The organism is Microtetraspora sp. NBRC 13810, from assembly GCF_030268685.1.
GTDB lineage: Bacteria > Actinomycetota > Actinomycetes > Streptosporangiales > Streptosporangiaceae > BSRQ01.
This window is the reverse complement of the sequence record NZ_BSRQ01000010.1, coordinates 87600-108545: the sequence shown is the minus strand read 5'-3', so window position 1 is coordinate 108545 and position 20946 is coordinate 87600. Positions and strand designations below refer to the sequence as shown.

Annotated in this window: 25 protein-coding genes; 7 read left to right on the top strand and 18 right to left on the bottom strand. The window is 71.6% G+C overall.

What is annotated here, in order from left to right; genetic code table 11:
- Window positions 1–468: 468 nt before the first annotated feature.
- Complete coding sequence (locus QSK26_RS21200) at window positions 469–3318, top strand: M14 family zinc carboxypeptidase (RefSeq protein WP_285776946.1); 2850 nt, start codon at window positions 469–471, stop codon at window positions 3316–3318.
- Window positions 3319–3556: 238 nt separating this feature from the next.
- Window positions 3557–4705, top strand: coding sequence for a pentapeptide repeat-containing protein (locus tag QSK26_RS21195; RefSeq protein WP_285776945.1), 1149 nt, complete (start codon window positions 3557–3559; stop codon window positions 4703–4705).
- A 57-nt stretch (window positions 4706–4762) separates the two neighbouring features.
- Here the strand turns inward: QSK26_RS21195 and QSK26_RS21190 are convergent, their stop codons facing one another.
- The 14 genes from QSK26_RS21190 to QSK26_RS21125 all read right to left on the bottom strand — a co-directional run bounded on the left by QSK26_RS21190 (window position 4763) and on the right by QSK26_RS21125 (window position 15140).
- Window positions 4763–5308: an AAA family ATPase gene (locus QSK26_RS21190; RefSeq protein ID WP_285776944.1), complete on the bottom strand. Its 546-nt coding sequence runs from the start codon at window positions 5306–5308 to the stop codon at window positions 4763–4765.
- Window positions 5305–5451 carry a hypothetical protein gene (locus tag QSK26_RS21185; protein WP_285776943.1) on the bottom strand — a complete coding sequence of 49 codons (147 nt, stop codon included), beginning with the start codon at window positions 5449–5451 and terminating at the stop codon, window positions 5305–5307. The genes QSK26_RS21190 and QSK26_RS21185 overlap by 4 nt, the downstream gene beginning before the upstream one ends.
- 30 nt (window positions 5452–5481) lie before the next feature.
- Complete coding sequence (locus QSK26_RS21180) at window positions 5482–6579, bottom strand: L-dopachrome tautomerase-related protein (RefSeq protein WP_285776942.1); 1098 nt, start codon at window positions 6577–6579, stop codon at window positions 5482–5484.
- A 342-nt stretch (window positions 6580–6921) separates the two neighbouring features.
- A complete protein-coding gene (locus QSK26_RS21175; RefSeq protein ID WP_285776941.1) occupies window positions 6922–7725 on the bottom strand; it encodes an endonuclease/exonuclease/phosphatase family protein in 804 nt (267 codons plus the stop codon).
- A gap of 93 nt (window positions 7726–7818) precedes the next feature.
- Window positions 7819–8430 (bottom strand): NUDIX hydrolase, encoded by a 612-nt coding sequence (locus QSK26_RS21170; protein ID WP_285776940.1) that lies wholly within the window; start codon window positions 8428–8430, stop codon window positions 7819–7821.
- Window positions 8431–8474: 44 nt separating this feature from the next.
- Window positions 8475–8786, bottom strand: coding sequence for an Orn/Lys/Arg family decarboxylase (locus QSK26_RS21165; protein WP_285776939.1), 312 nt, complete (start codon window positions 8784–8786; stop codon window positions 8475–8477).
- Complete coding sequence (locus QSK26_RS21160; protein ID WP_285776938.1) at window positions 8746–9228, bottom strand: Orn/Lys/Arg decarboxylase N-terminal domain-containing protein; 483 nt, start codon at window positions 9226–9228, stop codon at window positions 8746–8748. The genes QSK26_RS21165 and QSK26_RS21160 overlap by 41 nt, the downstream gene beginning before the upstream one ends.
- A 69-nt stretch (window positions 9229–9297) precedes the next feature.
- Window positions 9298–10443 carry an aminotransferase class I/II-fold pyridoxal phosphate-dependent enzyme gene (locus QSK26_RS21155; protein WP_285776937.1) on the bottom strand — a complete coding sequence of 382 codons (1146 nt, stop codon included), beginning with the start codon at window positions 10441–10443 and terminating at the stop codon, window positions 9298–9300.
- Complete coding sequence (locus QSK26_RS21150; RefSeq protein WP_285776936.1) at window positions 10440–11057, bottom strand: helix-turn-helix transcriptional regulator; 618 nt, start codon at window positions 11055–11057, stop codon at window positions 10440–10442. Before QSK26_RS21150 ends, QSK26_RS21155 begins: the two co-directional genes overlap by 4 nt.
- Before the next feature lie 150 nt (window positions 11058–11207).
- The gene (locus QSK26_RS21145; RefSeq protein WP_285776935.1) at window positions 11208–12158 is read right to left on the bottom strand and encodes a Ppx/GppA phosphatase family protein; all 951 of its coding nucleotides are present in this window, start codon (window positions 12156–12158) and stop codon (window positions 11208–11210) included.
- Window positions 12159–12318: 160 nt separating this feature from the next.
- Window positions 12319–12654, bottom strand: a complete 336-nt coding sequence (locus QSK26_RS21140) for a family 1 encapsulin nanocompartment shell protein (protein WP_285776934.1) — start codon at window positions 12652–12654, stop codon at window positions 12319–12321.
- A 62-nt stretch (window positions 12655–12716) separates the two neighbouring features.
- A complete protein-coding gene (locus tag QSK26_RS21135) occupies window positions 12717–12992 on the bottom strand; it encodes a hypothetical protein (protein ID WP_285776933.1) in 276 nt (91 codons plus the stop codon).
- 132 nt (window positions 12993–13124) lie between these two features.
- Entirely contained in the window at window positions 13125–13997 is an 873-nt protein-coding gene (locus QSK26_RS21130) for a sugar phosphate isomerase/epimerase family protein (protein WP_285776932.1), read from the bottom strand.
- A 219-nt stretch (window positions 13998–14216) separates the two neighbouring features.
- Window positions 14217–15140 (bottom strand): cation diffusion facilitator family transporter, encoded by a 924-nt coding sequence (locus QSK26_RS21125; protein WP_285776931.1) that lies wholly within the window; start codon window positions 15138–15140, stop codon window positions 14217–14219.
- 127 nt (window positions 15141–15267) lie between these two features.
- On the opposite strand from QSK26_RS21125, the gene cmtR reads away from it, so the two are divergent.
- From cmtR to QSK26_RS21100, 5 genes are all read left to right on the top strand, one after another.
- Window positions 15268–15573 carry a Cd(II)/Pb(II)-sensing metalloregulatory transcriptional regulator CmtR gene (cmtR, locus tag QSK26_RS21120; protein WP_285776930.1) on the top strand — a complete coding sequence of 102 codons (306 nt, stop codon included), beginning with the start codon at window positions 15268–15270 and terminating at the stop codon, window positions 15571–15573.
- A 240-nt stretch (window positions 15574–15813) separates the two neighbouring features.
- On the top strand, window positions 15814–17070 hold the full coding sequence (locus tag QSK26_RS21115) for a CaiB/BaiF CoA transferase family protein (protein ID WP_285776929.1): 1257 nt from the start codon (window positions 15814–15816) through the stop codon (window positions 17068–17070).
- A 7-nt stretch (window positions 17071–17077) separates the two neighbouring features.
- Window positions 17078–17905, top strand: coding sequence for an enoyl-CoA hydratase/isomerase family protein (locus tag QSK26_RS21110; RefSeq protein ID WP_285776928.1), 828 nt, complete (start codon window positions 17078–17080; stop codon window positions 17903–17905).
- A gap of 90 nt (window positions 17906–17995) precedes the next feature.
- Complete coding sequence (locus QSK26_RS21105; protein ID WP_285776927.1) at window positions 17996–18394, top strand: peptidase inhibitor family I36 protein; 399 nt, start codon at window positions 17996–17998, stop codon at window positions 18392–18394.
- A 23-nt stretch (window positions 18395–18417) separates the two neighbouring features.
- Window positions 18418–19305 (top strand): hypothetical protein, encoded by an 888-nt coding sequence (locus tag QSK26_RS21100; protein ID WP_285776926.1) that lies wholly within the window; start codon window positions 18418–18420, stop codon window positions 19303–19305.
- On the opposite strand, the gene QSK26_RS21095 is transcribed toward QSK26_RS21100, so the two are convergent.
- The 4 genes from QSK26_RS21095 to QSK26_RS21080 all read right to left on the bottom strand — a co-directional run bounded on the left by QSK26_RS21095 (window position 19268) and on the right by QSK26_RS21080 (window position 20783).
- Entirely contained in the window at window positions 19268–19684 is a 417-nt protein-coding gene (locus tag QSK26_RS21095) for an ATP-binding protein (RefSeq protein ID WP_285776925.1), read from the bottom strand. The genes QSK26_RS21100 and QSK26_RS21095 overlap by 38 nt on opposite strands.
- 306 nt (window positions 19685–19990) lie before the next feature.
- Entirely contained in the window at window positions 19991–20224 is a 234-nt protein-coding gene (locus tag QSK26_RS21090) for a hypothetical protein (protein WP_285776924.1), read from the bottom strand.
- Window positions 20221–20490, bottom strand: coding sequence for a hypothetical protein (locus tag QSK26_RS21085; protein WP_285776923.1), 270 nt, complete (start codon window positions 20488–20490; stop codon window positions 20221–20223). Before QSK26_RS21085 ends, QSK26_RS21090 begins: the two co-directional genes overlap by 4 nt.
- 23 nt (window positions 20491–20513) lie before the next feature.
- Window positions 20514–20783 (bottom strand): hypothetical protein, encoded by a 270-nt coding sequence (locus QSK26_RS21080; protein ID WP_285776922.1) that lies wholly within the window; start codon window positions 20781–20783, stop codon window positions 20514–20516.
- Between the last annotated feature and the right edge of the window lie 163 nt (window positions 20784–20946).

Here is a 20946-nt window from a genome sequence, read left to right as displayed (position 1 = left end):
GAACATGAGTGCAGCAGTCCACTCAAAGTTGTCGCGAAACAACACATGCCGCGTCAGGGTGAAATCACTCGGCAGGTAATCAAGCGGATTAGAGGGGCCTAACGTTCCTCGGCGGGCGCGTCCGTCCCGGACGCGAGACGGGTCATGCCCGGGGCCGGGAGGACGCGAGATCGTAACACGATCTTCACATGTGCCGGCTGCGGGCTCCCGGCCCCCCGGCCCGGCGTACGCAGAACAAGCTTCCGGTCCAGGTCACCGGCCCTGCGCGGGCTCCCCTGAGGGGCATTCCGGCCATCCGATAACCGGGAAACAGTGCCCTTTCATCACTTCTGACCATCTTGACCGCTTTATCACCTCTTTATACCATCTTGATCATCTTCCTCTGGCGTCACCCGAGACGCCGTTTCAAGGACGCCACACCCCCTGGCAGGGGGTGCGATCGTCCCTGCCCTCCTTCAGGAGTCGTAAATGCTGCCAAGTACGGCGAGGCGCGGGAGACCCGCGCACGGGAAGGTGGCGGGCGCCGCGGTCGTCGCGCTGACCGCCCTCTTGCTGCCGTTGGGTCCCGCCGCGAACGCGGACCGGGACGACCACTCGCGCCCGGACCGAGACCACACCTCGTGTAGCACGGACCAGAACGCCCGCCTGGCCTCGGTACCGAGCCCGGAGAAGTTCTTCGGCTTCCCGCTCGGCGCCGGCCAGCCCCGGGTGGTCACCTCAGACGAGATCAGGCGGTACGTCGACGCCGTGGGCAAGGCGTCCGACCGCGTGGTCACCGGCACGATGGCGCACAGCGTCTCGGGCCAGGCGCTGCCCTACGCCATCGTGTCCGACACGAGCCACGTGACGAAGGGCGAGCTCGCCAAGATCGTCAAGCAGATCCAGTCGCTGCGCGACCCCCGCTCGCTCCGGGCGGACAAGGCCGCGCGCATCGCCGCGGACACCCCCGCCATCGTGTGGGTGGCCGGCAACGTGCACGGCGGCGAGACGAGCGGCGCCGACGCCTCGCTGAAGACGCTCTACGAGCTGGCCAGCGGGCTGTCCTGTGACGTCGCCAAGCGCAACGACAACACCGTCACGGTGATCGTGCCGACGCAGAACCCGGACGGCCGCGACGCGAACCGCCGGCAGAACGACTACGGCTTCGACCTCAACCGCGACTGGTTCGCCCGCACCCAGCCGGAGACCGACGGCAAGCTGGAGATGCTGCGCGCCTACCCGCCGCAGATCTTCGTCGACGCGCACGAGATGGGCGGGCGGCAGTTCTTCTTCCCGCCGAACGCCGACCCGATCCACCACGAGATCGCCGACCAGCCGGTCGACTGGATCAACCGGATCGGCGCGGCCAACTCCAAGGCATTCGGCTTCAACGGCGCCTGCACCGACCAGGTCACCGAAGAGTGCTACTTCAACTACGCCCGCTACGACCTGTTCTACATGGGGTATGGCGACACGGTCCCGGCCACCGGCTTCGGCGCCGCCGGCATGACCTACGAGAAGGGCAGCTCCTCGGCCGTCCAGGACCGCGTGCAGCAGCAGTTCAACGTCCAGTGGGCGACCACCGGCTGGGCCGCGGAGAACAGGCGCGAGATCCTCGACGGCTACTACAAGATCTGGCAGACCGCGCTCGCCGAGGGCGCCGCCGGCGTGCTGGAGCCGAACGAGGTCGTCCAGCCGACCAACACCGTGCAGTTCCCGGTCCCCGACGTCAAGATCCGCTCGTACTTCCTGATGCCCGACCGGCAGCTCGGCGACGTGCGCAAGCTGGTCGACCGGCTGCGCGACATGGACGTCGAGGTCTACGAGGTGCAGAAGCCCCTCACCGTGCGCAACGCCCAGATCTTCGGCGGGCGCAGCGCCAGTAACCTCCGGGTTCCGGAGGGCGCCTACTGGATCCCGATGGACCAGCCGCAGAAGCACTGGATCCAGGCGCTGATCGGCGAGGACCCGTACGTCCCCTTCCCGTACTTCTACGACGTCTCCTCCTGGAGCAACCCGCTGCTGATGGGCGTGGACGCCGTCTACACCGGTGACGCGGTGTCGCCCAAGGTCAAGCGGGTGAACGGCATCGAGGGCGGCGTGGCCTCCCTGGCCTCCTCCCGCGGCTCGTACACCTACCCGCTGGACTCGGCCGCCGCGTCGCAGCTCACCTTCCGGCTCCTGGAGTCCGGCGTCCCGCTGTCACGCGACCTGAAGACCGGGCTCGTCGGCATCCCCGCCCGCGACGTGCGGCGGAACGACCTGGACAAGCTGGCCGGATCGCTCGGCGTCACCGTCGAAGGCGGCTCCGACCCGGCCTCCGGCACGCCCCTGCGGCTGCCCGACACCGGCCTGTTCTCCGGCACCGGCATCTCCACCTCCTCCGGCTCCCACGGCGAGGCGCGGTACGTGCTCGGCTCCCAGTGGGGTCTCGACCTCAAGCCGGTGACCTCCGCCGACATCAACGGCAACACCCCGGCGTTCACCGAGCGCACCGCGCTCGTCGTCCCGGACGGCAGCAGCTCCACCGGCGGCCTGGACGCGAAGGGCCTGGCCAACCTCAAGGCGTGGGTGGCCGCGGGCGGCACCTACATCGGCCTGCGCAACGAGGGCACCCGGGTGGCGCGCAGCGCCGGCCTGACCTCCACCACCGAGAAGGCCAAGCCGACCGGCTACGAGGTCATCGGCTCGCACTTCCGGGTGGACGTGGACAACGCCAACCCCGCCGCGCTGGGCCGTCCCGCCGAGGACTTCCAGTTCAACAACGACGACCCGATCCTGAACCCGACCCAGACCGGCACCAACGTGCTCACCTACCCGTCGGGCGACTCCTTCTGGTCCAACGGCTACACCGTGCACGCCGACGCCCTCAAGGGTTCGGCGGCACTGGTCGACGAGCCGACCGGCTCCGGCCACGCCCTGCTGTTCGCGTACAACCCGCTCTTCCGCGGCTACAACGAGAACGGCATCCACCTGGTCGCCAACGCGCTCCTCTACCCGGCCGCCGCGGCCCCCGCCGCCACCGCGCAGCTGCGCGCGGCGTCCCCGCGGCCGGACGTGGACGCGCTGCGCGCCGCCGCCCAGACGGCCGAGCAGCCGCCGATCCTCGGCGGCGAGTGGCGCCCGATCACCATCCAGGTCGCCGACGCCGACCTGGCGCGGGCCGAGGCGGTCGTCCAGAAGTACACCGGCACCGCGACGTCGGCCAAGGCCGACGGCTCGGCGTACATCACCATCCCCAACCCGGACGGCCTGACCGAGCACGAACACCCGTTCCTGCACGACCTGGTCACCGACCTCCAGCGCACCGGCATCCCGCTGCGCTCCCTGGTGGGCTGATCCCCTCTCCCCCCGATGACGAACAGGTTCTGGCCGGACTCCCGGCCAGAACCTGTTCCATCGAGGGTGCTTCATCAGATGAAATCGCCACTGGTTCGGAATACGCCAGAAGGACACCACGGTGTGACCGGTTCGGGTGGCCGGGCGTTCCTCTGAGCACCGGGCCGGGGCGTCGGCCTGTGGTAACGGTTGAGGAACCGGGGCACCGCCGGCACTCCGGAAGAGATCCAATAGGGGCATGAGGGCCAGACAGCCGCGACCGCCGGTCCGGCAGGTCATCGCGGCGGCGGCCACGGCCAGGGCGCGTCGCGTGGCCGAAGCCGCGGAAGCGGCGGCTCCTCCGCCTGCCCTGCCCCGCCCGGGGTACCGGATGGGGCGGTGGACACGCCGATTACTGTGGCTCATCCCCCTGCTGGTGGGGATCGCCGGGGCCGCTGTCACGGCGACCGACGAGCGCATCCCGGACTGGGGACGCTGGACCCTGGCCGGTCTCGCCCTGGCCGGCGCCGCCGTCCTCGGCATCGCCGTACTCATCGGGCCGGCCGCGCGCCGCCTGGCAGGCGAACGCCACCCGCTCACCCAGGCCGAGCGCGGCCAGATGACCGCCACGGAACGTGTGGAGGCCGTCAACGCCGCCCGCCACACCCTGATCCAGGCCGCCACCGGGCTGGTCGTCATCGGCGGCGTCGTCTTCACCGCACAGGGCCTGTGGTACACGGCAGAGTCCCTCGAAGCCTCCCGGCTGGCCCAGCGGACCGCCGAGCAGGGGCAGATCACCGACCGGTACACCAAGGCCGTGGAACAGCTCGGCTCCACCAGGACGGACGTTCGTCTGGGCGGCATCTACGCCCTGGAACGACTCGCACAAGACTCCCCGCGCGACCATCAGACCGTTTACGACGTGCTGGCCGCGTTCGTTCGCGAGCACGACCTCAAGCCCAGCGTCCTCATCAAGGACATGCCCGAGGTGCCCGCCACTGACGTGCAAGCCGCGATGACCGTCATCGGCCGTCGAGACGCCAACCAGGATGTGAGTGTGCCCAACCTGTTCCTGATCCGCGTTCCCCGTATGGACCTGACCGGCGCGAATCTGCGCGGCGCGAACCTGTACGCCGCGGACCTGATCGAGGCGAACCTGACCAGCGCCCACCTGGCCGGCGCGATCCTGCGCAACGCGGATCTGACCGGCGCGGATCTGACCGGCGCGACCCTGACAGCGCAACTGCCCGGCGTGAACCTGCCGGGCACGGACCTGCGCGGCGCGGACCTGACCGGCGCGATCCTGCGTGGCGCGGACCTGACCGGCGCGGACCTGAGGAGCGTACGGGGAGTCACAGAGGACGAGATCAGGAGAGTGGCCCGAGTCGATGGGACCACGAGATTCTGATCGACATGCCGGCGATGCGGCGGTGACGTGGTGAGAACTGCCCGAATGGGGGCTTGGTCATTGGACCTCGGCCTCGGTCCATGCTCGGGTGAGGATCTCGTTGACGGTGTCGTCCGGGGTCTGGCCGGAGGTGTCGAGCCAGAGCCCGAGGCGGGGGGTCTCGTTCCGCAGGCTGTCGTCGAGCAGGTCGACGGTCCACCGGTTGTAGGCGTTCTTGCCGCGGGCTGCCTCCCGGGCGGCGATGGCCTCGGGCCGTGGGGCGAGCACCACGACGAGCAGCGGCCGCTGCCGGATGAGTTCGATCGTCTCGGTGAGGTGTTCGCCGAGGATGACGTCCTGGGCGACCACCGTGAACCCCTCCCGGAAGTACTCATCGCAGATCGCCGCTGTCAGTCGGTGGCGCAGACGCAGCTGCCGGACCGCCTCCTCGGAAGGATCGGGGGTCATGTCCGCCCGCCCGTTGATCACCATGCGCCGGAACAGGTCACCTCGGACGTGCACCGAGCGAGGCAGCCGTTCGGCCAGCGACTGCGCGACGGTCGACTTCCCGGCCGCCTGGATCCCGGTGATGAGGATGACGGCCTGCTGGTGTGCTTCGGTCACGGTGCGGTGTCCTTCGTGGATCGGCGGCAGCTGTCGGCGGCGTAGTCCATCCGCTCGGCCGGCCGGCCGAGCAGGTCGGTGGTGGAGAGCATGCCCCGGATGGCCACGACCCGCCGCAGATGCCATGGGTTGGCCGTCACCATAGTCGGCCACCGCCTCCACCGCCCAGTCCATCACCGCAGCGACGTCAGCCGGATCGGCCGGCGGCCGACGTGCACCCGCACGATCAGGTACGGCGGCACCCGGGTGTCGATCCCGTCGTTGAACAGCGGGGTCCGCGGCAACTGGTTGACGCTCACGTAGAGACAGCTGTCGCTCGCGAGCGCGAGGGTGTCCGGCCACAACAGGTCCGGGGCGTGCAGCACGGTCGACCACGTCCCATCGACGTCGCGCCTGAGGACCGCGCTGTGCTCGTACGCCGTGGCGTACACCGCGCCGTCGGTGTCGGACTCCAGCCCGTCGGAGGCGCCCTTGTCCCCGAGGTCCACGATCGTGGCCGCGACCTGCTCGTCGTCCAGTGAACGGTCGATCAGCGCGGCGGTCTCGACGCTGTACAGGCGACGGCTGGACAGCGGGCAGTAGTAGAGGAGACCGCCGTCGGCGCCGATGGCGATGCCGTCCGCGCCGACCTTGTAGTTCTCCCGGACGATGCCCTGCACGATCGCGCGGAACCCCTCCGTCGCCCTGGTGCTCTCGTGGCCGCGCAGCCGCGCCCAGTTCTCCCCGGTGCCGAGGTCGACCACGATCAGCGCACCCTCGGGCTGGGAGTCGGTGAGGTACGCGTACCCGCCGGAGCCCCGCGAGAAGTCGAACCGCACGTCGTTGAGGTACGTCGTCGGGGTCACCGCGTCAGGGTCGAGCCGGACGACGCGGACCACCTGGTCACCAGCCGGATCGACCTCCACCAGCTTCGGCCCGTTCTCGACCCAGGGGGCGAAGGCGAGGCTGCCGGTGTCGAGCAACCACACGTGCCCGACGGGGTCGGTGACGACGCTCTGCACCGAGACGAGCCGGACCTCCGTGCTCTCCGGGTGCCACACGTTGATCTCGGCGTTCGGGTACGGGACCGGCGTGCCGTCCACGACCTCGGCGACGGTGTACGGCACGTCGTCGCCCCAGCGGGGGAAGGAGACGAACACGCGCCCTTCGTCCGTCACGGTCAGGCCGGTCGGCATCAGGACGTCGAACGCCGCGACGATCTCGTAGTCGGGAGCGACCCAACTGCCCAGCGGTGCGGCGACGTTGGCGGGAGAGACAGCCTTTCCGGACATGATTTTTCCTTCCCGGCCATTCGATCACGACGGCGCCCGGCACCAGTGCGACCTGCGGGCGCGAGGATGTCGTTTGCTTCGTCTGCAACGAGTTCCAGGAGCGGTCTTGCCGATGCGAGAGGATCGAGTGCGCGGTCCCGACAGACCTCCCTACCATGTCCGCCCGCGGTGGCTGAGCTTGTCCCGCTCGCACGGGCAATACTCCGTAACGAGGCTGGTGGCATGGGCACCCTCCCGAGTGGCTACTTCCCACACCTGTCTACTTAATACCAATATGTCCGATTCATTGATCCATTCTGGCGGGTACCGCTGTTTCGTGGCCTTGGGCGGGGGCGACGTCGTTCAGGGGTGGAGGTCGAGCATCAGGGCGCGGTGGTCGGACACCTCGGGTGTGTTCACGATCTCGAATCGTGCGACGGCGGCGGGGTCGGAGACGAGCAGGTAGCTCGCATGCCGTACGGGCTTGGGGTAGCGGGAGGTTCTGGTGTCGGCGTCCCGGACCAGGTCGGTCAGTTCGAGCTCGGCGAGGATCCGGAACGTCTCGCTGCCGGGCAGCAGGTTGAAGTCGCCGCACACCACGGTGAGGTCGCCCTTCTCGCGCACGCCGGTGATGAGGTCCGCGAGCCGTTCGGCCTGTGCGCGGCGGACCGGAGTGTCGGCCTTCCCCCGTGCGTCCCGCAGGCCGTGGAGGTTGACGACGGTGACGAACCGCCGTGCCCGGCGGTCGAAGACGCGCACGGCCAGTGCGGCGCGGGGCCGGTCGTGGCTCGGCCATCGGTCGTGGTGTTCGACGTAGCCGCCGTGCACGAACGCGGATCGGATGCCGACGACGGGAAGCGTCTCGGCGACGAAGGAGGCGAGCCCGAAGTCCTGCTGATGCGAACGGTGCTCGTGGTCGTTGACCGGGCCGGAGTCGCTGGCGGTGAACAGGCCGTGGTGATGGGGGAGGCGCGAGCGGATGTCGGCCAGGAGGTCCGCTCGCTGCGGCAGCGATCGCTCGTCGTCGTCGAACCGGGTCCAGCCGCCGGCGGTCGGCGTGTGGGTCACCTCCTGCAGGCACAGGATGTCGGCGTCGCAGCCGTCGAGCCAGCGGGCGAGTTCGTCGAACATCGCGCCGCCCCAAGCGTTCAGGGAGATGATTCGCACGGTTACGAACTTAGATCACGCCGGACACCGCCCCGTTCGCCCCGGCCGACGTCACCTTCGGCTCGCTGCTCGCCCACGGGGAGTGAGCCCGGCTCAGCGGCGGGTCCAGATCGGCTGCGTCACGCCGGCCACCCGCACCTCGCGCCCCCGGAGCGCGACCTCCGCGAACTGCCACAGGATCGCGCCGGTGGGCGCGTGGATCACGATCGACGGGCCGAGCGGCATCTGCAGCAGCAGCTTGCCCGCCGGGTCGGCCGCCCAGCGCGGCACGCCGGGGGAGAGGAACCGCTCCAGCGGCACCCGGTGCACCGAGGCGACTTCGAAGGCGTCGCCGCGGGGCTCCTGACGCCCGCCGAAGGCCACCACCGGAGTGATCACGAACCCGGAGTCGGTGACGAAGTCGTCGAGCAGCCCCGCCACGGCCACGCCGGTGACCGCGATCTCCTCGGCCAGCTCCCGCAGCGCCCCCGCCACCGCCTCCTCGCCGTCGTCGAGCCGCCCGCCCGGCAGCGCCCACTGCCCGGGATTCCGCCCGCGCGGCGCCCGCCTGATCACGACGGTGTACGGCAGGCCGGCTCCGTCTTCGAGCACGCACACCGTGACCGCGGCCCGCCGGTGGCCTTCCGGCGGAGGCACGGCGCGGCGCTCGAAGGCGGCGAGGTTGGCGGTGACGTGCTCGCGGAGCTCACCGATCGGGGGAAGCATCCTCGTCAGGATCGCACACCCGGCAGCCCCGCACCCGGCCGGGATCAGCCGGCGACGACCTCGACCTGGTAGCGGCCGTGCTCGTCGCGGTGGGCGCCGTGGATGTCGGTGGCCAGGTCGGGGAAGGCCAGGTCGAAGTCCTCCAGGGCGCGCAGGTAGGTCATCAGCGGGCCGCCGGCCGGGCCGGTCGCCTCCCCCGGCACCAGCATGGGGATCCCGGGCGGGGTGACGACGACCGTGGTGGCGGCGATCCGGCCGGGCAGCGCGGACAGCCGCTCGCCGTGGAAGTCGAAGAACGCCCGCAGACCGGCGACTTCAGGAAGGCGACTCCTCCGGCGTGCGCCGGCGTGCGCCACAGTAACGGTGGTGGTCTTCCAGCCGCCGCAGCGCGCCGAAGAACGGCGGCAGGATGCGCTGGGCGTACTCGTCGGCCGCGTGCGCGATCCGCCCGGCGATGAAGTCGGGAGTGTCCTCCAGCGGGAAGACGTAGCCCTGGATGACCTCGTACACCCACAGCGGCAGCTCCTGCTCGGAGGTCATCAGGAAGACGGGTAACCGCCGGAAGCGCCTGGCCACCGCGTCGAGCACCTTGTCGGCACCCGGAGCGTCCCAGGCCGCGAGGACCGCCGCCAGCGACGCGTCCGAGCCGATCACCGCGAGCGCGTCGTCGGCCCGGTGCGTCCAGCGCACCTGGAGCCCTAGGTCGCCCATGGCGGTCCGCACCCGGCGGATCTGCTCGGCGAGCGCCGAGTCCGCGTCGGGGCGCTCGGCGACGGCGGCGAGGACCGTGTGCTGCATGGGGACTCCAGGAGGCCGGGGGTATCCGGCCCGCTCCTACCCGCACCTGATGATCGTCACACTATGCGTTCATTCGATTACTCGAATTCGGTGTCGCAGCCAGGCGGCGAACGCGTCCAGCGCCTCCGGGGCGTCGAGGCGGCCGACTCCGAGGCGGAACCGGTCGGTGGGCGTGGAGGTCAGCTCGGACCGGTAGTTGTCCGCGGGCAGCAGCAGGACGCCGGCCTCCTGGACGAGCGCCGCGCAGAAGTCCTCGACCGAGCCGGGACCCAGGTAGCGGGGGAAGCAGACGCAGCCGCCCTGCGGTGCCGACCAGGAGAACAGGTCGTCGAACTCGGCGAAGAAACGCTCGAAGTGCGGCAGGTTCGCGGCGATGATCCCCCGGTTGCGGGCCAGGATCGTCTCCCGCGCCTTCACCGCGATCCTGGCGAGGATCTCGCTGGGCGCGGCGTTGCAGATGGTGGTGTAGTGCTTGGCCCGCTCCAGGCGGCTCAGCAGCTCGTGGTCGCGGCAGGCGATCCAGCCGACGCGCAGCCCGGGCAGGCCGTAGGACTTGGACATGACACCGAGCGACAGCGCCCGCGCGGACAGGTCCGCCGCCTGCGGGAGCGTGGCGGCGGGGTCGAGCTCCAGGCCCCGGTACACCTCGTCGCTGAACAGGCGGATCCCCCGGGCGTCGCAGAGTTCCACCAGGCGCCGGAAGTCGGCCTCGGGGAGCAGCGCGCCGGTCGGGTTGTTCGGGAAGTTCACCGACACCACGCGAGTGTTCGGCCTGAGGGCGGCCTCGATCGCGGCCAGGTCGAGGGCGAACCCGCGGTCGGGGTCGAGCGCCACCCCGGTCACCTCGCACAGCGACAGCGGCACCGTCTCGGCCGACTGGTAGTTCGGCGTGACCACCACGGCATGGTCGTCCGGGCCGAGCAGCACCCGCATGGCGAGGTAGATCCCCTCCTCGGCGCCCGCGAAGCACAGCACGTCCTCGGCCTCCAGGCCGGTGTAGGTGCCCGCGATCGCCGCCCGCAGCCCGGGGTCGCCGTACGTCCGCGTGTAGCCGAGCCGCAGGTCCGTCCACGCGGCGCGATCCTCCTCGTCGGCCAGGGCGAGCAGGTCGGCCATGGGGAGGGTCTCGGCGTCGGACGCGGTCAGATGGTGGCGGGCGTCGAACTCCCACCGGGAGAAGTACGTCTCCAGCCGGAAGTCGGGCAGGGCGGTCACGAGGTGCTCCTCAGCTCGGTCAGCAGGGTGTAGAGGGAGGATCGGGAGACGCGCAGCGCCCTGGCCACCACCGGGGCGGCGCCCCGCATGCCGAAGATCCCGGCCCGGTCCAGCTCGGCCAGCACCTCCAGGCGGTCGGCGCGGGTGAGACGGTCGGGCGGGCGCCGCCGGTCGCGGACGAAGCCGCCGACGATGTCGTTCACCCGCTCGGTCCAGTCGTGCTCGAAGAGCGGCTCCGGCCGGGCGGCGACCGGCGCGGCGAAGCCCCTGAGCAGCGCCGCCGCGTCCTCGATCGGAGTCCGGTCGAAGTTGACGCACAGCAGGAGCTCCGGACGGCCGCCGGCGCCGGGGACGACCGCGCTCACCGAGGAGATCCGCCTGCCGTCCGCCGACGTCTTCTCGTACGGGCCGTGGACGCCGTCCGCGCCGAGAGGCTGCCGCGCCAGCTCGCCTAGGAACGACGGATCGCCTGGCTTCCTCCCCGACAGCGGGTTCCAGACGGCCAGGACCTCGTCCCGCTCCGCGTCGTGCAGGACGACCTCGGCGTGCGGGGCGAGCAGCGCGGCGATCGCGGCGCAGATCGGCGAATACTGGGACACCCTCGGATCGGACACTCGGACATTATGTCCTGGATGGACGAGTTGTCTAACCGGTGTCCGGCGCGCACCGGCTCTGTGCGAGAACCGTAGATGCGCTGACGGCGAGAACCCCCGCGGACGGTGGCTCCAGACGGTGGCTCTAGACGGTGGCTCTAGCCGGTGGCTCTAGACGGTGAGGCGGTGACGGCGGGCGGCCGTGCCGGTGACGCTCAGCCGTTCCAGGAGCAGGCCCTCCCGGGTGGACCAGGGGCAGATCTCGACGCTGGGCGTCTCGCAGGCGTCCATCAGCGCCTCGGCGACCAGGGCGCCGGCGAGGGACTGCTCGGCACGGTGCCCGCTGATGCCGGGGAGGTCGCCGCGGCGGCGGATGTCGGTGCGGGCCAGCAGGGCGAGCGAGGCGCGCAGGCCGGTGAGGGTCAGCTCGCGGGCCTTGCGCGGAGACGCTCCCCGGCCGGCGCTGAGGCGGGCCAACTGGGTGAAGGTCTTGGAACTCGCCAGCACCCGGGTGCCGGGCCGGGCCGTGGGCAGGCCGGGCAGTTCGCCGAGGGCCTCGCGCAGGTGCCGGCGTAACCCGGACAGGTGGCGCTTGGAGGACACGGTGCCGCCGGGCAGCCACTGGCGGGTGACCGTCCTGGCGCCGAAGGGCAGGGAGAGCACGGTGTCGGGCTGCCCGCCGGTGCCGGAGGCGATCTCCACGGTGCCGCCGCCGATGTCCAGCACCAGGAGCGGGCCGTGGTCACCCGCCCAGTGCCGGGCGGCGACGTAGGCGAGGCGCGCCTCCTCCCGGCCCGGCAGCACCCGCAGCCGGGTGCCGGTGGCCCGGGCGACCCGGCTGATGACCTCGTTGCGGTTGGGCGCGTCACGGATGACGGACGTGGCGAACGCGAACACCTCCGGCCGCGGATCGGGGCCGGCCTCCATCGCCTCGACCACCGCGCGCTGCACGCTGCGCACCCCGCGCTCGCGCAGCCGTCCGTCGGGGGCGAGCATCTGATGCAGCCTCAACCGCACCTTGCGCGACAGCACCGTTTCCAGTCCCGTCGCCGCTTGTGCCGGCCGGACCACCGTGAGCAGAGCACTGTGGCACCCGACGTCGAGCACTCCCGCCTGCTGCATTCCGCACACTCCTCTCGCGCCCGTCCCACCCCCGGACGGGGACCGGATCGTCCTCCTCCATCGATCGTCTTACCCGTTCATTGTCCTACAGAGCGCGACCGGCGCGATCTGTAGGCCGCTGAACTGCGCGTTCTTCAGGATCGGCGCGAGGCGGGGCCGGTCAGGCGGGAGCGGTGAAGGCCACGGCCGCCTCGCCGGCGTAGGCCAGGAAGGTGAGGGACTCCTGCAAATAGAGCTGTACGCCGTGGGCGTCGTGCGACAGGTAGCCGATGGAGAGGTCCTGGCCGAGGTGCAGGGCGAAGTCGCCGCCGCGGGTGGACAGCAGGAACGCGCCGTCGATGGCCGGGGCCCAGATGATGTCGCCGTCGATCACCCTGCTCAGGTGCTCGTGGATCGGGTACCCGTGGTCGGAGGTCTCGTTGACCGCCGTGTAGGCGTCGGCGCTGAGCGCCAGCGAGTACGGCCCGTCCACGCCGGCCAGCCGCAGGGCGGTCACCGCCTGGCAGCGGCTTCCGCCGGGTTTCTGATGGATCAGCTGGCCGGCCGCGCCGGTGGTCGTCAGGCGGAGAGGCAGCGCAGCACGACGGGCACGGTCGTGCCGCCGAGCTCGGCGATCAGCGCCATGCCGGTGGTCAGCGGGATCTGCCCGGCGGCGACCCGGCGGAGGATCGGGGGCGCGACCTTCCGCACCCGGTCGCACGGCTCCGCCGGCGGCGCGGCGGCGGCCCGCACCCCCACCCCCGCGGCCCCGGCGGCCTGCGCCGCGGAGGGAACGGTGAGGGCGAGCAGCCCGGCGGCGGTGAGGGTGCCGAGCAGGGTCACGGTGGGTCGCATTGGGGCCTCCTGGAGCGCGGGGAGCCGCGGGCGCGGCCCCGTTCACCTGCGCAGCGTAATACAACGAACACAGATAGTCATGACTGTCCCGGAGTGTCTGACCTGCGGCGTCATCCGTCCCGGCGGCCCGCGTCACCCTGCCCCGAGGTGCTTCCTCACCCACGCCGCGGACACGGCGGCGGACTCCTGCGGAGTGGGCTGGTCGGCGAAGTCCACCTCGACGACGTACCAGCCTTCGAAGCGGGAGAGCGTCGAGAGGACGGCGGCGAGGTCCACGTCGCCGCGGCCGGGCTCCGTCCACAGGTGGTCCGACGTGCTCCGCTCGTAGTCCTGCCCCCGCTCCCGTACGGCGTGGCGCAGGTCCTTGAGGTGCACCGCGCCGACCCGGTCCAGGTGGCGGCCGATGAACGCGGCCGGATCGGCGCCCGCCCAGGCCAGGTGCCCGGTGTCCGGCCCGAACAGCAGCGTCTCCGCGCTCACCCCGGCCAGGACCGCGTCCGTCTCCTCCGGGGTCTCGATCCAGGTGCCCACGTGCGGGTGCAGACAGGGCAGCACGCCCTCCGCGGCCATCGCCGCCGCCGCGGCGGAGAGCCCCTCGATGATCCGGTCCAGCCGGTCCCGGTCGAAGCCCGCGCCCACCCCGGGTGCGGCGAGCCGCGGCCCGGCGTCGCCGAACCGGTCGGCGATGAAGATCCGCTCCAGCCCGAGCTCGGCATGCGCCCCGGCGGCCCTCCTGGCCTGCTCCGTGGTCGCCGCGATCGTGTCACGCTCGCCGAAGGGCGCCTGGAAGTAGCCGGGCGCGGGCGCGAGCCCGGAGTCGTCGAGGAGACGGCGGTACCCGGCCACGGTCATCGTGCCGGGGATCTCCACGTGGACCGCGTCGAACCCGGCCTCGCGAAGCTGCCGGTAGATCTCCGGCAACGGCGGCGCCACCGTGGCGTCGTACCGGCCGTCCGCGGTGAAGTACCAGGTCAGGGGGTTGAACGCGACCAGGGGGCGGGGCATCGGAGTTCCTCTCGTCGGAAGGCCGGACCGGGCGCCGCCGTCGCGGGATGAGACCGCGGACGATCACCATTCAACATAGACCCGATCACCGGCGCCGCACAGGTCCGCACGGGGGCGTATCGGGCCGCCCTGCCTCTGCCCGCCCGGCCGGCCGTGCGCCCGGCGACGCCCCGCTCGCCCCGCCCGGTGAGCCGGTGGCCGTGCCGGGCGTGTGGCGGGTTAGCGGTGGCGGGCGCCCTCGTGGTCGGCGTGGCCGGCGGGTTCGAGTTGCAGGGTGGAGTGTTCGACGTCGAAGTGGCCGGCCAGGCACTCGTGGAGGCGGTCGAGGAGCCGGCCGAAGTCGCCGTTGGCGAGGGTCTCCTCCTCGACGACGACGTGCGCGGACATCACGGGCACACCGGAGGTGATCGTCCAGGCGTGCAGGTCGTGCACGTCGGTGACGCCTGGCTCCTCCAGCAGGTGGCGGCGTACCTCGTCCAGGTCCACGTCCCTGGGCGCCGCCTCCAGCAGGATGTGCACGGCCTCGCGGAGCAGCGCCCAGGTGCGGGGCAGGATGAACAGCGCGATGACCACCGAGACGGCCAGGTCGGCGTACGGCCAGCCGGTCAGGGTGATGACGACCGCGGCCACGATCGTCGCGACCGAGCCGACCAGGTCGCTGAGCACCTCCAGATAGGCACCGCGCACGTTGAGGCTCTCGGCCTGCCCCCGGCGCAGCAGCCACAGCCCGATCGCGTTGGCCGCCAGCCCGGCCGCCGCGGTGACCAGCATGATCGGCCCGTCCACCGGCTCGGGAGCGGTGAACCGGCCGACGGCCTCGTACAGGATGTACGCGCTCAGGCCGATCAGCAGCACCGCGTTGACGGCGGCGGCGAGGATCTCGGCCCGCTGGTAGCCGAAGGTACGGCGGGCGCTGGCCGGTCGCGCCGCCATCCACACCGCGAACAGCGCGAGCGCCACCCCCGCGGCGTCCGTCGCCATGTGCCCCGCGTCGGCGAGCAGCGCGAGGCTCCCCGACAACACCGCGCCGACCGCCTCCACGACCAGGACGGTCGTGGTGAGGACCAACACGATGACGAGCCGGCCGCGATGGGCGGCGGCCGCGGTCCTTTCCGTGTGCCCGTGTCCGTGTCCGTGCCCCATGAGACCTCACTCTCCCCAGACCGTCCGCTACAGCCGCTTTTATACAGCAATCACTGTATATACAGCAAGCAATGTATAGAGAGTCGAGGATCTATGCATGTACAGCGAATGGTGTACCGTGATAACCGTGTTCACTGCCGCGACGCGTCTCGACGCGATGGCCAGGCTCGGCCGAGCACTGGCGGACCCCAACCGCTGCCGCCTGCTCATCTCCCTGCTGGAAGGCCCCGCCTACCCGGCCAGACTCGCCGACGACCTGGGCCTCACCCGGCAGAACGTCTCCAACCACCTCGCCTGCCTGCGCGGCTGCGGCCTGGTCGTGGCCGTCCCCGAAGGCCGCCAGACCCGGTACGAACTCGCCGACGCCCGGCTGGCCCACGCCATCGAGGACCTGGTACACGTCGTCCTCGCCGTAGACCCCGACCACCAGTGACGCCACCGGGCCGCACCTCCGCCGGCCGATCGATACGTGAACACGCCGCCGGGTAGGGGACGTGGTCGGGTCCATGACCTCGACGGGTGGCCGGCGCCGGTAGGTCTCCGCGGTCAGGCGGATCCGGGGTTCGGCGCTCTTCACGTCTCCTCGGCTCGCGAACCCGGGCAGGTGAGCCGGAAGCGGATCGGACGGGGTGATTGGCTACGCTGGTCGTCTTGGCGAACATGAGTGTGGGTCGTGACTCCGGGGGGCACGATGGGCTCGCAGCAGGTGGCGCCGCTGGCCGGCGTGCGGGTGATCGAGGTCGGCGTGTTCATGGCGGCCCCGTTCGCCGCCATGCAGCTCGCCGACCTGGGCGCCGACGTCGTCAAGGTGGAGAACCCGGCCGGCGGCGACCAGGTGCGCGACGTCGGGCCGTTCCTCGACGGGCACAGCTCGCCGTTCGCCCGGCTCAACCGCAACAAGCGCTCGCTCGCGCTGGACCTGAAGTCCGCGGCGGGCGTGTCCGTGCTGCGCCGCCTCGCCGACCGTTCCGACGTGCTGGTGGAGAACCTCCGGCCCGGCGCCATGCGCAGGCTCGGCCTGGCGTACGAGGATCTGCGCCGGACCAATCCGCGGCTCGTCTACGTCTCGGCGTCCGGCTGGGGGCAGGACGGGCCGCTCGCCGCGCTGCCGGGCCTGGACATCATGGCGCAGGCGCGCAGCGGGCTGATGAGCATCACCGGCATGCCGGACGGCGACCCCGTCAAGGCCGGCGTGCCCGTCGCCGACCTGACCTGCGGCCTGTACGGCGCGCTGGCCGCGACGGCGGCGCTGCGGGCGCGCGAGCTCACCGGCGAGGGACAGCACATCGACGTCTCGCTGCTGGAGTCGGCCGTCTCGCTGGCCATCTGGGAGGCCGGGAAGTACTTCGCCACCGGGGAGTCCGGCCGTCCCCTCGGCTCCGCGCACCAGAGCTCGGCCCCCTACCAGGCGGTGCGGACCGCCGACGGCTGGTGCACCCTCGGCGCGGTCACCCCGAAGACCTGGACCGGCCTGTGCACCGCCCTCGGCCTGCCCGGCCTGCTCGCCGACCCGCGCTACGCCGACGCGCACGACCGGCACGCGCTGCGGCACGAGCTCATCCCCGCCATCGAGGCGGTGACCAGCGGACGGCCCACCGCGCGGCTCGTGGCCGACCTCGACGCGCACGGCGTGCCGTGCGCCCCCATCCACGACTACGCGCAGGTCTTCACCGACGGGCACCTGTCCGAACGGGACTTCTTCTGGGACGCCGAGCACCCCGCGCTCGGCGGCGTACGCCAGCTCGGCTCGCCGATGCGCTTCTCCGCGACCCCGGCCCGCCGGGGCCCCGCGGGACCGCCGCTCGGCGCCGACACGCTCGACGTCCTGCGCGAGACCGGCCTCGCGGAGGACGAGATCGAACGGCTGCTCGCCGACGGCGTGGCGGCCCGCCCCGCACCGATGACGGCGAGGATCCGACCAGGGGAGTGACACATCCATGACCCAGCCAACGACCGAGCCCACGACCGAGCCAACCGGACAGCGGACGGAGACCGGCGGCGAGATCCTCGTCACCAGGGACGGTCCGGCGCTGCGGGTGAGCTTCAACCGTCCCGCCCAGCACAACGCGCTGACCTGGGCGATGTGGGACGGTCTCTACGAGGCGTGCGAGACGGCCGACGCCGATCCCGGCGTGAAACTGCTGGTGCTGTCCGGCGAAGGCGGGCGGGCGTTCGTCGCGGGCACCGACATCTCCCAGTTCGCCGCCTTCCGTACCGGGGACGACGGCGTCGCGTACGAGCACCGGATCCAGCGGATCATCGACCGCCTGGAACGCGTCAGGGTGCCGACCGTCGCTGCCGTCCAGGGGTACTGCGTCGGCGGCGGCCTGATCGTCGCGGCGGCCTGCGACCTGCGGATCGCCACCACCGGGTCGAGCTTCGGCGCCCCCATCGCCCGCACGCTCGGCAACTGCCTGTCGATGAACACCTACTCGCTGCTCGTCCACCACCTGGGCCCCGCCCGCACCCTCGACATGCTGCTGCGCGCCCGCATGTTCACCGCGGAGGAGGCCGCGGCCGCGGGGTTCGTGGCCGAGGTCTGCCCGCCGGAGGAGCTCGCGGACCGGCTCGCGGAGACCGAGCGGCGGCTGCTCTCGCACGCGCCGCTGTCGATGTGGGCGGCGAAGGAGGCGGTCAGGCGGCTGCGGGTGGCGTCGCTGCCCGACGGCGACGACCTCGTCTTCACGGCCTTCGGCAGCGAGGACTTCCGCGCCGCCGTCCCGGCCTTCCTGGCGAAGGAGAAGGTCGACTGGCGGGGCGTATAGGCTTAACCCAAAGTAATGACATGGTAACGTAGCGTCGTGTAAGGCTGTGGCGACTCGTCGCGGGCACACCGCGCGAAGGGAGACGGCAAGGTGCGACGCAAGATCATGTTCTCGGCCGGGGTTCTGGCGCTGGGACTCGGCGCCGGAGCGCCGGCGGTGGCGGCCGAGGCCACCGGGGCGGACAACCTGGCGGCCCGTTCCCTCTATGTCTACGAGCACGACGACTTCAAGGGCCGCTGGTCGCTCCTCACGGCCAACGACGACAACTTCCTGAACAACTACTGGTCCGACAGCAGCGGGAACATCAGCGACAACATCAGCTCCTTCAGGAACACCGGCGACCAGCGCGCGGTGATGTACTCCGACGTGCGTTACTCCGGCGCCGCCTACACCGCCCTGGCCCACTCCTCGGACAGGGATCTGACCAGCAACAGCAACAACCCCTCCAACTTCGACAACGTGGCGAGTTCCGTCCGCTTCGTCATCTAGCGGGGCGAGGGGAAAGCGGAGTCGTGCCGATCCGCCGGAGCGGCGTCGTGGTCCTCACCGCGGGTCTCGTCCTCGCCGCCGGATGCGCGGCGGGGACGGGCGCCCCGGCACCGGCCGAGGAGGCCCCCGAGGTGAGCGCGGAGGTCCGCGGCCTCCGCGTCCCCTTCGACGACTACAGCCTGTCCCGGCTCGACATCCACACCGTCGAGCACGCCGAAGACCTGCTCACCCGCACCTGCATGCGCGGTCTCGGCCTGGACTGGGAGACGCTGCCGCCGCCGGCGGAGCAGGACACGGATCCACTCAACCGCAGGCGTTACGGCCTGATCGAACCCGAGCTCGCCCGCCGCTACGGCTACCACCTGCCGCCGCCGGCCCCGGACCAGCGTGCCCGCGCGGAGGTGTGGCGGCGCAGGGAGGCGCTGTCCCCGGCGGTGCGGCACGCGGCCTACGGCGCGGACGGGCAGGGCGGCTGCCGGGCCCGGGCCCGCGCGCGGCTGGCCGAAGGACTCCCCGACATCGACCGGCAACGGCTGAACGGCCATATCGGCGAGACCTTCAGGGCGTCCCAGCGGGATCCCGTGGTCGTGGCGGTCTTCGGCAGGTGGAGCGCGTGCATGCGGGCCAGGGGATTCACCTACGGCGTCCCCTTCGACGCGTCCGCCGATCCGGCCTGGGCGCGATCCGGGCGGGCGTCACCGCGGGAGATCGCCGTCGCCGAGGCCGACGTCGGCTGCAAGCGGCAGGTGGGGCTCGTCGCCCTCTGGTCCGCCGCCGAGCAGCGCATCCAGCGCGCCGCCGTCGCCGCCCACCCCGAGGACTTCCGCCTCTTCCTGCGGGCACGGGAAGCCGAGCTCCGCAACGCCCGTCAGGTCATCGCGGACGCGGCCGGGCGAGCAACTCGGGGATGAGGGGCAGCACGACGGTGAGCCGGGTGCCGCGGGCCGGAGGGCTGGTGACGGTGAGACGGCCGTCGGCGGCGGCGACGCGGTCGGCGAGGGCGCGCAGGCCGGAGCCGTGCGGGTCGGCGCCGCCCACGCCGTCGTCGGCCACCGTGAGCCACAGAGCCGCGCCCACCTCGCACACCTCGACGGTGACCTCGGTCGCGGCGGCGTGCTTGGCGGCGTTGGCGATGGCCTTGGAGGTCACGAAGTAGGCGGTCCGCTCCACCAGGGCGGGCAGCCGCCGGTCCGGCACGGTGAGCAGCCGTACCGGCACCAGCGCCCGTTCGGCCAGCGACTCCAGCGCGGGGCCGGGGAACCGGCCGCCATCCTGGAAAGGCCGAACCACTCGGCGCGATGAGTCACAATGAGTGACGTCGGGTGATCGTCTGGCACCCCCTGTTGTGTGAGGGGCGGGGGTTGGGGGGAGGGTTACAGGTCAGGAGGGGTTCCAGGATTTCTGGCACCTTCCTGGCAGGGGGCTGGCATCTGGCCTGGCACCCCTGGCATCAAGATCGAAAAGTGCTGGGCGCGCAGCCGTACGCGCACGAGAGCGCCCCCTGCCCTCGGATGAGGACAGGGGGCGCCGTGTTGGCACCTCAGCGGGGACACGACCTGGGGGAAGCATGCCCCCGCCGAGGGGCTCAGAGGGTCGTCAGACGGAGATGCCGCGCCGAGCGGAGATGATGCCCTGCTGCTCGGCGATGGCCGAGACGAGCGCGTGGGGGTGGTCGCGGCGGATCTGCGCGTACACCCCCAACGCCTTCTCCTTCTCCGTGGGTGGGTCGACCTTGGTGGCCCACCAGCCGTCGTTGAGTACGGTGAACCGCCACGCGGGGAAGGTCTGGTCGAGGACGTTCAGGTGGAGCGCCTCTTCTTCCGGGGTCATGGGAGATTCTTCGTTGGGGTGAGGACGTACCTGATTCGCGTCGCGACCGCATGTAGGTCGCCCACGGGGGCTATCGGGTCGCCCCACGACCACCAGAACTGGCGCACGCTGTCGCCGTCCAGGGCGACAGTGATGGACTCGCTGAGCTGCGACACCCGCGGGTTCGTCACGACCAGGCGCGGGGTGTCACCGTCCTCTACCCGGGCGCCCAGGGACAGGCTGCCGAGCACGTCGGCGAGAGCCTTCAGGTGAGAGACCGCGGACATCGGCGGGGACTCCGGCCGGCCTCTCATCGGGCGTCCTGAAGAACCCGCGGACGCGGAACCACCGGGGTCATCGAGCGCATCTGTTCGGCGAGGTCCTCGGCGGTGCGCGCCCACAGGACGACCGGCTCGGAGGCCGGCCACGCGGCGATGGCGTAGAACTTCCTGCGGTGCAGGCTGTAGAGCACCAGCCAAGCCGGGGTGGCCGCGTTGAGCTTGGCGGCGGCGGACCGGCGCTCCGGGTCGTGGTTTCGGCGGTAGAGAACCGAGGGCTGTTCTGTCCTAGGGTGATGCATTGGGTCGCACCTCCATGCGATCAAGGAGCCCGCCGACGCGCTGCAGACGCTCGGCGGGTTCCGCCATGTAAGGGGGTGAGCAGGCGCAGCGCCAGGCCGAGACTCCGGTCGGAGGGCGAATAAGCCGACGCCGCACCTGCTCACATCGCGACCGTAGAACGGG